The sequence below is a fragment of the Aeromonas popoffii genome (assembly GCF_037818705.1).
Taxonomy (GTDB): domain Bacteria; phylum Pseudomonadota; class Gammaproteobacteria; order Enterobacterales; family Aeromonadaceae; genus Aeromonas; species Aeromonas popoffii.
In genome coordinates this window covers 2889721-2902436 of sequence record NZ_CP149129.1, presented here as the reverse complement: position 1 = coordinate 2902436, position 12716 = coordinate 2889721, and the positions used below count along the sequence as shown (strand labels likewise).

Sequence of the window (12716 nt, the reverse complement as noted above, 5' to 3'; positions counted from 1 at the left end):
CACCGTTTTCTGGGTATCAAAAGGGGTGTGGGCCAGCCGGATCTTCTCCCGCAGGGGGCAAGACCTTATTCAATCCGGCGGCTGAATGGTGGCAGCGCATCGAGCAGCCCCTTGCCGTAGCGTTTGGTCAGCAGACGCCGGTCGAGTATGGTGACCCGGCCCCTGTCCGCCTCCTTGCGAATGAGGCGGCCGCAGGCCTGAATGAGCTTGCGGGAAGCCTCCGGCACCGTCAGCTGCAGGAAGGGATTGCCTCCCCGTTTTTCGACCCACTCGGCGGTGGCCTCTTCCACCGGCGAGTTGGGCACCGCAAAGGGTAGCTTGGTGATCACCAGGTTGGTGAGGTAGTGGCCAGGCAAGTCCAGCCCCTCAGAGAAGCTGCCGGTGCCGAACAGAATGCTGGCCTGGCCGCCGTCGCACTTTTGCTTGTGCAGGGTGAGCAGGGCATTGCGGGAGGCCTCTCCCTGCACCAGCAAGGAGAGCCCTTTGGCTCGCAGTCCCACCGCTACCTCGTTCATCTGCCGGTAGGAGGAGAAGAGCACCAGGCTCGCCTCCTTGCCTGCCAGCAGGCGGGGCAGGGCACTGATGAGCTCCTGGGTGAAGGCGGGGGAGCTGGGCTCATGCTCCATTCTGGGCAGATAGAGTTCGGCTTTCTGGTAGTCAAACGGGGAGCGCAAACGCAGATAGCGGGTGCCGTCGTGCTCTTTCAGCCCGACTTGGTGGCGAAAATAGCTGAACGAAGAGAGGGCTGTGAGGGTGGCCGACACCAGCACGGCGCCCAGACACCTTGACCAGAGCCACTCCTCCAGCAGATACCCGACTTCGATGGGGGAGGCGTGCAACCAGATGTCGCCATCGTCGCTTTTGGCCATCCAGCGGGCGAGCGGTGTCTTGCCCTCGGGTACATGGCGTCCCAGCATCTCCCACAGGGCACAGAAACTCTCCAGCCGCTGCAGGTGAAAACCGCTTTCCGCTAGCAGGGGCTCGGCCTCCTTGCGCCGGATCTCGCCATCCTTCAACGCCTCGCCGATGGCGCCCTGCATCCTGTCCAGTGCCCGCAGCGCCTTCTTGCTCGCCTCTTTCAGGTTTTCAGCCAGCATGGGCAGGGGGTCTGGCAGCACACCTTCGGCGAATCGATAGTGTGCCTCTCCATTGAACAGCCGGTCGTTGGCGCCGAGCCACTGCTCCAGTGCTTTCAGATCCGGTTGCAGGGAAGCCAGCGCATCCTGCAGCTTCAATTGCGGATCGAGCAGGCTGTCCTTGTTTAGCGTCCTGGCCAGCTTGCCGGCACTCTGTACCAGCTTCTCCAACCAGCGACGAGAGCCCTTGACGCTGGCCGAGGCGGCGCCGTGATCCCGGGCTATGGTGGGCAGGTGATGAGCCTCGTCCAGCACATAGAGACACTCATCGGGGGGGGGTAATATGATGCCTCCGCCCATGGTGAGATCGGAGAGCAACAGGGCATGGTTCACCACCAGCACATCGGCGGCATCCATGTCGTTGCGGGCGCGGTGGAAGGGGCAGTGCTGATGATGGCTCAGCGCCTTGTTGCAGGTGTGGCGGTCGGCAGCGATGCGATCCCAGCACAGATCCGGAATGGGCTTGGGCCAGTTGTCCCGGTCGCCATCCCATTTCCCGTCCGTATAGGCTTGCCACAGCGCTTGATAACGCTCCTTGTCAGAATCTGACGGCTTGTGCTTGCTCAGCGCCTCGAAGTTGAACTCGAAGTTAGCCATCTCGGCGCCATTGGCGGCCTGCTCCAGCAGATGTTCGCAGCAGTAGCGCTGACGCCCCTTGACCAGCATGAAACGAAACGGCAGCTCGCTGTGGCGGTGATAAAAGGGCAGGTCCTTGTGGATCAGCTGCTCTTGCAAGGCGACGGTAGCGGTGGAGATCACCAGCTTCTTCTGGGTCAGGCGCGCCACCGGGATGGCGCCCTGGGCATAGGAGAGGGATTTGCCGATGCCTGTGCCTGCCTCTGCCACCAGGATGCGACGCTGCTTGTCATATTCCCCTGTCAGGGTCTTGGCGATCTCCGCCACCAGAAAATTCTGCTCTTTGCGCGGCACAAAACCGGGTAACCCATCGGCGATTTGACGATAGGTATTGCGAATGGCGGCTTTGAGGCGGGTAGACAGCATGAAAGAAAAGACCGTTGCGGGGGTGAAGAAGGACAGGATACCCGTAACTGCCAACCCGGGTCGAGGCATGGTGCAACGCACAGATCAGACCTCTTCTTCTATTTATAAGGCGAGTCCTCGTCACTGAGCGATAATTAACCAGAATAGGCCACTAAAGCCAGCCATTATCGCTGTAAACGTTTTCCCAAAAGGTGCAAACAATGTGCGATTCAGGTCACAAATTTTCCGCTATGACCATGCTTTTCGTAAGAAGTTCCAAGTTTTTTCATTGCGGATTGGAAAACCCGGTGCTAGTCTCGATCGCATAGTGATGCAAAGAACATCGCTAACACAGGGAATAACAACAACTTAGTGTTTAATTACAGTAGGCATTGGAAACTATGAAAAAGACAATTCTGGCTATTGCTATCCCGGCTCTGTTTGCATCTGCCGCTAACGCTGCAGTGATCTATGACAAAGACGGTACCACTTTTGACATATACGGCCGTGTTCAGGCTAACTACTACGGTGAGCACAACAAAGCTGATGCTAATGACGCTTCTGGCTACAAAGACGTTGATGGTGAGCTGATTGGTTCTTCCCGTCTGGGCTGGTCCGGTAAAGTTGCTCTGAACAACACCTGGTCCGGTATCGCCAAGACCGAGTGGCAAGTTTCTGCTGAAAACTCCGACAACAAGTTTGACTCCCGTCATATCTATGTTGGCTTCGATGGTACCCAGTACGGCAAGATCATCTTCGGTCAGACCGATACCGCGTTCTACGACGTGCTGGAAGCGACCGATATCTTCAATGAATGGGGTAGCGTAGGTAACTTCTACGACGGTCGTCAAGAAGGCCAGATCATCTACTCCAACGCCATTGGTGGTTTCAAGGGCAAGCTCTCCTATCAGACCAATGATGACAAAGCCGTCAAAGTGACTGACATGGGTCAGGGCATCAAAGAAGTTGCCATTTATGGTCCGGATGTTAAGCGTAACTACGGTTATGCCGCTGCCGCTGGCTATGACTTCGACTTCGGTCTGGGTCTGAACGCTGGTTATGCCTATTCCGACCTGGAAAGCACCTCAAACAACCATACCGGTGACAAGGAAGAGTGGGCACTGGGCGCACACTACGCCATCAACGGTTTCTACTTCGCCGGTGCTTTCACCCGCGGCGACCTGAGCTATGACAGCTCCACTGGTGGTGACAAAGACAAGGGCCGTGGTTACGAGCTGGCCGCTTCTTACAACGTTGATGCCTGGACCCTGCTGGCTGGCTACAACTTCAAAGAAGTCAAGGTTAACTCCAGTGCTGCTGGCGCAGAGTACAAAGACCAGGTTGATGAATTCCTGCTGGGTGTTCAGTACAACTTCACTTCCAAGCTGAAGGCGTACACCGAGTACAAAATCCAGGGTATCGACAATCTGGACGACGAGTGGACTGTTGCCCTGCAATACAACTTCTAATCTAGCCTGAGTGCTGATTTAGTTGATAAACGGCCAAGCTTGCTTGGCCGTTTTGTTTTATCTATTCCCGCCTCTTTTCTCTTCTATTGCTCTGATATTTTTGCCTCGCATTGATGCTGCGCCAGCTCACGTTGTCTCTTTTTTGTCCTTGGCTCTTCGCCAGTGAATCGCTAGATTATTCAACTCGTTGAAGGACGTTCGACAAACAGGGGAGGATGACGCTTGATTGACTTCAGTCACCCGCATTGGCGGGAACTGGCCCGCCAGCTACTGGATCACTCCCCCCTGGTGATCCGGGCTCGCCAGTATCTGCCGCTGGTGGGCCTGCTCAAGGACAACCAGTTGCTGCTCGCCCTTGGCAATCACAGCTATGAGCTGACCCCGGCCGGACGGCGCTATCTGACCCGCGAGCTGATGCTGGCCGAGATCGCCACCGCTCCCCCCGAGCCCGAGGAGTGGTTGCACGCTCAGGGCTGGCAGTTGGGCGAGCAGGTCAACGAACGGGTGCTGGCTGCGCTCTATCGCAAATCAGGGGCAACGTTCAGCCCAAACGAGCAGATCGATTTCGAGGACAAGGGCATTGGGCTCTGCGCCGATCAGCTGTTGCGCTTGCGTGCGCCGCAGCCCTTCAGCCTGTTCTTCTGCGGCGGTACCCTGATCGATGCGGCGCCCTGGCTGCAGGCACTCGGCGAGGTGGCCCTGCCTGAGCGAACCCTGGCGGGTCTTGGCAAGATCCTCTGGGGAGAGGGAAACATCGAGCGGGTGATCACCACCGACAGCGTCGGAGTCTTTGCCGAGCTGCCCCTTGATCCCGGCACCTTGCTGGTGTGGGCGCCCATGGCGGCGCAAGTTGCTTTGCAACAGGTAGTGGCCGCCCTGCCGCCGAATGTGCAGTGGAGCCACCTTACCTCGTTCGATCCTGCCGGGGTGGATCGGACACTGACGCTGGCCCAGTGGTTGGGCCGTCCGGCCAGCTGGTGGTTGCCAACTGCTTTTTCCCCCATTGTGTCGGCCTATGCCCAGCCGTTGGGTGATGGTCGCCCCTGGGAACCGAGCCGGATCCCCAAGCCTTTGTTAGCAGCTTGTAGCGGCTTGGTTGAGTCCAATGGTGGTTTGTCCGCCGAGGTGTGCGCACTGGCGTCAGAGTGGCATGCGGTCGGTTGATATTGCCGCAGATGTTGGTGAGAAAGCGGTTTTCCCCCATGAAGCACGATGATATAAAGAGTTGACGAAGCGCTCGCCAGATGAGCGCTTTTGTTTAACAAGCCGCTTTGCCACCCAACGAACTCAACGGAATACAGGGAATACCATGTTTGAAAAGGTTGTTGCCGCCCCAGCGGATCCGATCCTGGGCCTGACCGAAGCCTTCCGCGCTGACTCTCGCAGCCACAAGATCAATCTGGGGGTCGGGATCTACAAGGATGAGACCGGTGCCACCCCTATCCTTCACTGCGTCAAGCAAGCCGAGCAGCAGCTGCTCACCGACGAGAAGACCAAGAACTACCTCGGTATTGAAGGCAATATCGAATACGGCCGCATCGTGCAGCAACTGCTGTTCGGGCAGGACTCCGCCTTGATCGCCAGCGGTCGTGCCAAGACGGCCCAGGCGCCGGGTGGTACCGGTGCCCTGCGCATTGCCGCTGAGTTCGTGGTGCGCAACGGTCTGGCCAAGACCATCTGGATCTCCGATCCCACCTGGGCCAACCACGTGAGCGTGTTCCAGGCCGCCGGTTTGACCGTGAAGTGGTACAAGTACTACGACGCCGCGACCAAGGGGCTCGATTTTGCCGCCATGCAGGCCTCGCTTTCCGAAGTGCAGCCAGGTGAGCTGGTGCTGTTGCACGGCTGCTGCCACAACCCGACCGGTATCGACCCCACTGCCGAGCAGTGGCGCGCCCTGGCCAAGCAGAGTGCTGCTGCTGGCTGGCTGCCGCTGTTTGACTTTGCCTATCAGGGCTTTGCCCGAGGTATTGAAGAGGATGCCGAGGGTCTGCGCATCTTCGCCGAGTGCCACAACGAGCTGATGGTGGCGAGCTCTTTTTCCAAGAACTTCGGCCTCTACAACGAGCGGGTCGGCGCCTTCACCCTGGTCAGTGCGACCAAGGCAATTGCCGATGTGGCCTTCACCCAGGTCAAGACTGTCATCCGTGCCAACTACTCCAACCCACCGTCACACGGCGCTGCCGTAGTGACCACCATCGTCAGTGACCCGGTCCTTTATGCCGAGTGGGTGGAAGAGGTGGCGGCCATGCGGGTGCGTATTCGCGAGATGCGCGAGCTGCTGGTAGAGAAGCTGGCTGCCCTCGGCGTGAGCCAGGATTTCAGCTTTATCCGCGAGCAGAACGGTATGTTCTCTTTCTCCGGTCTCTCCAAAGATCAGGTTGAGCGCCTCAAGAGCGAGTTTGCTATCTACATCGTGGGCTCCGGCCGGATCAGCGTGGCCGGTATTACCCGCGCCAACATCGATCCTCTGTGCGAGGCCATCGTCAAGGTGCTGTAAGCGAGCCGTTATTACTCGGTGATGGATGCACTCAGTAAAAGCCCGTCAGGATCCCTGGCGGGCTTTTTCGTTCCTGCTGTGCGCACCTCATCGGTATTGTTGAACAGCAGGTGAGCCTCATCGAACAAGAACACCAGCACCTGCAGGGTGACGGTTTTGCCCGGGCCGGTCGCCCGGTGATGAGGGGGGGGGCGATTGGCAATGACGGGCAAGGGAGAGGGACATGAGGAGACCCCTTGTCAGGACAAGAGGGGTCCTCCTGATCTGGGGTCGGTCAGCGTGCGCGCGCCAGCTTGGCCAGTTGCATCAGCAGCAGGGTGAGGGCGGCGCCGCTGGCGGCGGTCAGCACCGCCAGCAAGAGGCTGCCGAGCAGGAAGGGAGGTACCAGGGTCATGGCCTCGTGTTCCAGCCAGTGCAGGGACCAGGTGAGATGAAACGGCTCCGGCGTCTTGTGCAGCACCAGGCAGCCGGTGCGGTAGGCATAGAAATACATGAAAGGGAGCGTCACCGGATTGTTGAACCAGACTGCCAGCAGGGCTAGCGGCAGGTTGAGGCTGAAGGCCAACGCCAGAGCGACGGCGATCAGCGAATGCATGGGGACCGGGATCCAGCAGGCAAAGAGGCCCGCTGCCACGGCACCACTCAGGGCCCGTGTTCCCCCCTGCCAGAGTGCGGGTGCCAGTAGGCGGTCACCAAACAGGGCGAACCACTTCTGTTGGCGTAACGTGTCCGGATCTATCTTGAAACGGGCAAACCACGGGCTCAGCATGTCCGCGCTTCCTTGCGCTTTTGCCATTGGCGTACCGTGCTGATGCGCCAGAAGGTGCGGATCAAGGCATAGCCTATCAGCGAACTCAGCAAGGCGAGCACCAGTGAACCCAGCAGCAAGGGCGGGGCCAGGGTCTCGAATACCGACACCAACCAGGCCAGGGTGAACTCGATATTGATGTGCTGGGAAGGCTGGCCCAGCAACTGACAACCAGTCAGGTAGGCGCAGTAAAACAGGGGCGGCATGGTAATGGGGTTGGAGAGCCAGACCAGGGCGACGGAGAGGGGCAGATTGACCCGACAGACGATGGCACCACCGGCCGCCAGCAACATTTGGCAGGGGAGGGGGATCCACGCCATGAAGAGGCCGACCGCGAATGCGCCAGCGGCGGATCGCCGGTTGAGATGCCACAGGTTGGCATCGAGCAGCAACTTGCCGAACAGCCGTAAGTGCTTGTGTTCCTTGAGTCTCTCTTGATCAGGCATCCAGCGTTTTATGAGTCGTTTGGGCATATTGAAACCTTGCTAAATACTTGCACCATGGATCTGCGCTTGTTGTCGTTTGCCCTGGGGGCAAGCTCCTCGTTACTCTGGCCATGGTTACCTTCATGGGAATGGGGGGGCCTGATGCTGCTGATCGCGCTCCCCCTCGCCTGTTATCGTTGCTGGCGTCTGCTGTTTCTGCTGCTCGGCATCCTCTGGATGCAGGTCAGTTTGCAGTACCGGCTCGCCTGGCTGGATCAGCTGGAGGCGCAGGTGAGCCATATCATAACCGCACGCTTGCAAAGTGCAGAGCCCGAGGGCGATAAATTTGTCCGGCTGCTGCTGCGGGTGGCATCCCTTGATGGCCAGGCGCTGACCCCTGAGCCGCTGGTCAGGATCAACGCCTACCAGGCCCTGCCCGCGCTGCCGGCGGGCAGCCGGATGACGCTGGTGGTCTCTCTTAAACCGGCCCATGGGCTGGCCAACGAGGCGGGAATGGATGGACGGCGTCTGTTGCTGGGCAAGGGGATCACCGCCACCGGTAACCTGCGCCGCATCATCGAGACGCAAGCCGCCGCGCCGGGCTTGCGAGAGCGCTGGCTGGCTGAGGCCGCCGCCAGTTGGCAGGGGCTTACCCATGCTCCCCTGTTGTCGGCACTCACCTTTGGCGAGCAGAGCGGTATCACGGATGAGCAGTGGACGCTGTTTCGCGGCAGCGGACTGACCCATATTATCGCCATCTCGGGCCAGCACATCGCGCTGGTGGCTGTGCTGGGCTGGTGGTTGGGGCGGCTGTTCGGGTTACGCGGGGCCATACTGGTCGCCCTGTTGTTTGCCGCTGTCTACAGCTGGTTGGCGGGATTTGCGGTGGCCACGGAGCGGGCCCTCATCATGGTGCTGGTGTGGAGCCTGCTGCGCTGGCGCCGGCGAGAGTGGCCCGCTTATCGCATCTGGTTGTGGGCCTTTGTGGTGCTGGTGTTGTGGGATCCCTTCGCCCTCTACTCGGCCGGCTTCTGGCTCTCGTTTATGGCGGTAGCCCTGCTACTGGCGGCGGGTTATATGGAGGCCAAACCCGGTCTGGTGCGGCTGCAAGGCTTGCTGCTGATCGGCTTGCTGCCGCTGCAACTGGCGTTGTTCGAGGGGATAGCGCCGCTGGCGCTCCTGCTCAACCTGCTGGCGTTGCCGCTGTTTTGCATCGGGATCATTCCGCTGGCGCTGATCGGCGTCCTGCTGGCGCCACTCTGGGGCTGGCTGGCCCACGGCTTGTTCTGGCTGGCGGATCTGGGGTTGCAGTGGGTGTTGTGGGTGCTCACGCAGCTGGCCAGTCAGTGGCAGCTCTGGTGGCCGGTGCCGGGCTGGGTGATGCCGGTGAGCGCCCTGCTGACCCTGCTCTGGGGCGCCTGGCATGTGCCGGGGGCTCGCCCGCTACTTATTCCTGTGGTCGCGGCCCTTTTGCTCGCTGCCTGGCCCACGCCAGTGCGCTGGCAAATGCGGGTGCTGGATGTGGGGCAGGGCTTGTCTGTGCTGATCACCCGAGGGGAGCGCGGCATCCTCTATGACACCGGGGATCGTTATCCCGGTGGCTACAACATGGCGGATGCCGCTATCCTGCCGGTGCTCAACCGGCTCGACGTGCAGGTGCTGGATTATCTCATCATCAGCCACAAGGACAGGGATCACGCCGGCAACCGCCGGGCGATATTGCGGGCGCTACCGGTGCGTCATGAGCTCTCCTCGTTCGAGTTTGGCAAGCTCACCACCTTGTGCCGTCGTGGCCAGCGGTGGCGCTGGCAGGGGCTCGATTTTGTCGTGCTCTGGCCCGAGCAGCCGGGGCGTGGCCACAACAATGACGGCTGCGTGTTGCAGATAAGCGACGGTAACCGGCGCATCCTGCTCAGTGCAGACATAGAGCAGGAGGCTGAACGCCGTCTGCTGGCACTGGATCGGGGCGAGCTGGCCAGTACTCTGCTGGTGAGCCCTCATCATGGCAGCCGGACCTCGTCCACCCCGGCTTTCGTCACGGCGGTGAATGCCCGCTATGTGGTGCATAGCGCAGGATTTATTAATCAGTGGGGCTTTCCCCGTCCCGAGGTGGTGGCCCGGTATCGGCAGGCCAGTCAGTGGGTCACAGGGCTGGATGGCGCCATCCTGGTTGAACCTCTGGCTGACGGACTTGGCATTCGCGCCGAGCGCGACCATGGTCCCTGGTATCGTCGGGGCGGCGCCTGGTGGCGTCCCGTGGGCTGGCCCACGTTACCCTCTGCCATGTCCCGCCCGGATCCGCAGCTGCGAGGGGCCGCTGACCCGGAGCCGGTCAGGGAATAATCCATCATCTCCCTCTGTATGGGGCCGGGTGTTGGCTGTCAAGATGGCGATGTTGGGTGGATGCGCAAGTGTTGGCGAGGCCATTAATCCGTCATTTCCCGTTATGACTCTGGCTCTCGAGATGGCGGTGCTTGGTGGATGCCCAAGCTTTGGCTAGAATACCCCGTCATTTCCCTTATTAACGGCTATTCATGCAACAAGAAACCTCACAAGACAGCTGGCCCATTTTCAAGCGTCTGCTCGGTTATGTCCGGGATCGCAAGCTGGGTCTGGTCGGCGGCATCATAGGGATGCTGGGCTATGCCGCTGTGGATACCACCTTCGTCTACTCCATCAAGCCACTGATCGATCAGGGCCTCAATGGCAATGATAGTAACGTATTGAAATGGATGCCTTTCTTCGTGCTCGGCATCGTTGCCCTGCGTGGCTGCGCTACCTTCCTCTCCAACTATTGCATGGCCTGGGTCGGCAACCATGTTGTGATGCGACTGCAACAGCAGGTGTTCCGCCACCTGATGGCCATGCCCATGAGCTTCTTCGACCGCCAGAACACCGGCAACCTGCTGGCCAAGGTGACCTATGACGCCAGCCAGGTCTCCTCTGCCGCCAGTTCAACGCTGGTCTCGCTGGTGCGGGAAGGGGCAACCGTGGTCGGTCTGCTCGGTCTTATGTTCTGGCACTCCTGGCAGTTGTCGGTGATCTTCCTGGTGGTGGGCCCTTTGGTGGGCATTCTGATTGGCCTCATCAGCCGCCGTTTTCGCAAGATCAGCCGCCACATCCAGCAGGCTGTGGGTGACATCACCACCTCGACCGAGCAGATGCTCAAGGGTCACAAAGAGGTGCTGATGTTCGGTGGCCAGCAGGTCGAAGAGAAACGCTTCTTCTGCGTCAGCAACCGCATGCGCCAGCAGACCATGAAGATGGTCGCCGCCGATGCTATCGGCAGCCCCATAGTGCAGATGGTGGCCTCCATTGCCCTGGCCGTGTTCCTCTACGTGGCCACCATAGATTCGGTCAAGGCGACCCTGACTGCGGGTACCTTCACCGTCATGGTCACCTCCATGATGATGCTGCTCAAGCCACTCAAAAGTCTGACCGACGTGAACAACCAGTTCCAGCGCGGTATCACTGCCTGTCAGAGCCTGTTCGGTCTGCTCGACACCTCCCCGGAAGAGGATACCGGTACCCGTACCCTGGATCGCGCCCGTGGCGAGATCGAGTTTCGCAACGTCACCTTCACCTACCCGACCAAGGACATGCCGGCCCTGAACAACGTCAGCTTCAAGGTGGAAGCGGGTAAGTCCGTGGCCCTGGTGGGGCGTTCCGGCTCCGGCAAGAGCACCATCGCCAGCCTGTTGACCCGTTTCTACGACGTAGAGCAGGGCGAGATCCTGCTGGATGGTGTCAATATTCGCGAGTACCGCCTGAGCGAGCTGCGCAAACAGTACGCTCTGGTCTCCCAGCACGTGCACCTGTTCAACGACACGGTCGCCAGTAACATCGCCTATGCGGCGGAAGAGCGCTACAGCCTGGAAGAGATCCAGCAGGCGGCCCGTATTGCCCATGCCGACGAGTTCGTCAGCAAGATGACGCTGGGTTACGAGACCGTGGTCGGTGAGAATGGAGCGTCACTGTCCGGTGGTCAGCGTCAGCGTATTGCCATTGCCCGTGCCCTGCTGCGCGATGCCCCCGTGTTGCTGCTGGATGAGGCGACCTCGGCGCTCGATACCGAGTCCGAGCGTCACATCCAGGCTGCCATCGACGAGCTGTGCAAGGCGCGCACCTCGCTGGTGATCGCTCACCGCCTCTCCACCATAGAGAAGGCGGACGAGATCCTGGTGATCGACGAGGGTCATATTGTCGAACGTGGCAACCATGCAGTCCTGATGGCCAACCAGGGCACTTATGCCCAGCTGCGCGCCATCCAGTTTGGTAACGTTGCTGCGGGTAACAAGGGCTAATGCTGCAGCAACTCTGGTATGGCCAGAGCCGCTGGCGCTGGTTGCTGGCCCCTGTTGCCCTGCTGTTTGCCATTATCAGCGGCGCCCGTCGCGTCGCCTATCGGCGTGGCTGGTTCAAGGCCTATCGGGCCAGTCTGCCGGTGATTGTCGTGGGCAATATCTCGGTGGGTGGCAACGGCAAGACCCCGGTCGTGGTCTGGCTGGTGGAACAGCTGCAAGCCCGCGGGTTCAGGCCCGGGGTGGTGAGTCGCGGCTATGGTGGCAAGGCGCCCTATTATCCCTACCGGCTCGATGCCAACAGCAGCACGGCGCAGGCGGGTGACGAGCCCGTGCTCATCGCCCGTCGCTGTGGCTGTCCCGTGGTGGTAGCACCGAAGCGGGCCGATGCGGTGCGTCTGCTGGAACAAGGTGGTGAGGTGGACATCATCATCACAGATGACGGCCTGCAGCACTATGGACTGGCACGCGACATCGAACTGGTGGTGGTGGACGGGGTACGCCGTTTTGGTAACGCCTGCCTGCTACCCATGGGGCCGCTGCGCGAACCCGTGACCCGGCTTAAACGGGTGGATGCCATCCTCTGCAACGGCGGTACGCCAGCCAGAGGGGAGTATCCCATGCGGCTGGTGGCCGATGTGCCGCGCCGGGTGCGCGATGACGTGCCCGCCAGCGGGCCCTTGCCCCGCGTTGTGGATGCCCTGGCCGGTATAGGCCATCCCCCCCGTTTCTTCGCCACTCTGACCAGTCTTGGTTATGAGCTTCAGCAGAGCGTCGGTTATGCGGATCATCAAGCGTTTGAGCGGGATGAATTGCTCGCCCGCTTCGGCGAGCGGGCGCTGCTGATGACCGAAAAAGACGCGGTCAAGTGTCGGGGTTTTGCGCTGGAAAACTGGTGGTATCTGCCGGTCAGTGCCGAGTTGCCAGCCTCTTTGCTCGACAGTCTGTTGCAGAAATTGAATCTGGCAAGGGCGCCCGCTGCCGGCTCTGAACACTGAAGGGCGGCATGCTGGCTTGTCCGGCATCATGGCACGTTCGACAGAGTGGAAGGAGCCGCGAGTTGGCTCACGTTTTTAGACTATTAATGGCTCGACAT

General features: G+C 60.3%; 10 protein-coding genes. 6 read left to right on the top strand and 4 right to left on the bottom strand.

Going from position 1 to position 12716, the window contains the following annotated elements; genetic code table 11:
* Nucleotides 1–65: 65 nt before the first annotated feature.
* The gene (gene dinG / locus WJM78_RS13160; RefSeq protein ID WP_042036516.1) at nucleotides 66–2138 is read right to left on the bottom strand and encodes an ATP-dependent DNA helicase DinG; all 2073 of its coding nucleotides are present in this window, start codon (nucleotides 2136–2138) and stop codon (nucleotides 66–68) included.
* Nucleotides 2139–2518: 380 nt separating this feature from the next.
* Between dinG and WJM78_RS13155 the strand changes: the two genes are divergently transcribed.
* From WJM78_RS13155 to WJM78_RS13145, 3 genes are all read left to right on the top strand, one after another.
* Nucleotides 2519–3586, top strand: a complete 1068-nt coding sequence (locus WJM78_RS13155) for a porin (protein WP_339009777.1) — start codon at nucleotides 2519–2521, stop codon at nucleotides 3584–3586.
* 222 nt (nucleotides 3587–3808) lie between these two features.
* Nucleotides 3809–4750, top strand: a complete 942-nt coding sequence (locus WJM78_RS13150) for a hypothetical protein (RefSeq protein WP_339009776.1) — start codon at nucleotides 3809–3811, stop codon at nucleotides 4748–4750.
* A gap of 145 nt (nucleotides 4751–4895) precedes the next feature.
* Nucleotides 4896–6086 (top strand): amino acid aminotransferase, encoded by a 1191-nt coding sequence (locus WJM78_RS13145; protein ID WP_339009775.1) that lies wholly within the window; start codon nucleotides 4896–4898, stop codon nucleotides 6084–6086.
* An 11-nt stretch (nucleotides 6087–6097) separates the two neighbouring features.
* Here WJM78_RS13145 and WJM78_RS13140 read toward each other — a convergent pair whose 3' ends face one another.
* From WJM78_RS13140 to WJM78_RS13130, 3 genes are all read right to left on the bottom strand, one after another.
* Nucleotides 6098–6298: a hypothetical protein gene (locus WJM78_RS13140; RefSeq protein WP_339009774.1), complete on the bottom strand. Its 201-nt coding sequence runs from the start codon at nucleotides 6296–6298 to the stop codon at nucleotides 6098–6100.
* A 62-nt stretch (nucleotides 6299–6360) separates the two neighbouring features.
* Nucleotides 6361–6855, bottom strand: a complete 495-nt coding sequence (locus tag WJM78_RS13135) for a DUF2062 domain-containing protein (protein WP_212514149.1) — start codon at nucleotides 6853–6855, stop codon at nucleotides 6361–6363.
* Nucleotides 6849–7367 (bottom strand): DUF2062 domain-containing protein, encoded by a 519-nt coding sequence (locus WJM78_RS13130; protein ID WP_042036528.1) that lies wholly within the window; start codon nucleotides 7365–7367, stop codon nucleotides 6849–6851. Before WJM78_RS13130 ends, WJM78_RS13135 begins: the two co-directional genes overlap by 7 nt.
* Nucleotides 7368–7394: 27 nt before the next feature.
* Here WJM78_RS13130 and WJM78_RS13125 point away from each other — a divergent pair, with 27 nt between their 5' ends.
* From WJM78_RS13125 to lpxK, 3 genes are all read left to right on the top strand, one after another.
* Nucleotides 7395–9662: a DNA internalization-related competence protein ComEC/Rec2 gene (locus WJM78_RS13125; protein ID WP_339009771.1), complete on the top strand. Its 2268-nt coding sequence runs from the start codon at nucleotides 7395–7397 to the stop codon at nucleotides 9660–9662.
* Nucleotides 9663–9853: 191 nt separating this feature from the next.
* Nucleotides 9854–11623 carry a lipid A ABC transporter ATP-binding protein/permease MsbA gene (msbA, locus tag WJM78_RS13120; protein WP_042036529.1) on the top strand — a complete coding sequence of 590 codons (1770 nt, stop codon included), beginning with the start codon at nucleotides 9854–9856 and terminating at the stop codon, nucleotides 11621–11623.
* Nucleotides 11623–12618 (top strand): tetraacyldisaccharide 4'-kinase, encoded by a 996-nt coding sequence (gene lpxK, locus WJM78_RS13115; RefSeq protein WP_339009769.1) that lies wholly within the window; start codon nucleotides 11623–11625, stop codon nucleotides 12616–12618. Before msbA ends, lpxK begins: the two co-directional genes overlap by 1 nt.
* Nucleotides 12619–12716 lie beyond the last annotated feature (98 nt).

Excerpts from the sequence above, each read along its gene's own strand:
- dinG (WP_042036516.1), bottom strand. The coding sequence starts at position 2,138 with ATGCTGTCTACCCGCCTCAAAGCCGCCATTCGCAATACCTATCGTCAA.
- WJM78_RS13155 (WP_339009777.1), top strand. The coding sequence starts at position 2,519 with ATGAAAAAGACAATTCTGGCTATTGCTATCCCGGCTCTGTTTGCATCT.
- WJM78_RS13145 (WP_339009775.1), top strand. The coding sequence starts at position 4,896 with ATGTTTGAAAAGGTTGTTGCCGCCCCAGCGGATCCGATCCTGGGCCTG.
- WJM78_RS13135 (WP_212514149.1), bottom strand. The coding sequence starts at position 6,855 with ATGCTGAGCCCGTGGTTTGCCCGTTTCAAGATAGATCCGGACACGTTA.
- WJM78_RS13130 (WP_042036528.1), bottom strand. The coding sequence starts at position 7,367 with ATGCCCAAACGACTCATAAAACGCTGGATGCCTGATCAAGAGAGACTC.
- WJM78_RS13125 (WP_339009771.1), top strand. The coding sequence starts at position 7,395 with ATGGATCTGCGCTTGTTGTCGTTTGCCCTGGGGGCAAGCTCCTCGTTA.
- msbA (WP_042036529.1), top strand. The coding sequence starts at position 9,854 with ATGCAACAAGAAACCTCACAAGACAGCTGGCCCATTTTCAAGCGTCTG.
- lpxK (WP_339009769.1), top strand. The coding sequence starts at position 11,623 with ATGCTGCAGCAACTCTGGTATGGCCAGAGCCGCTGGCGCTGGTTGCTG.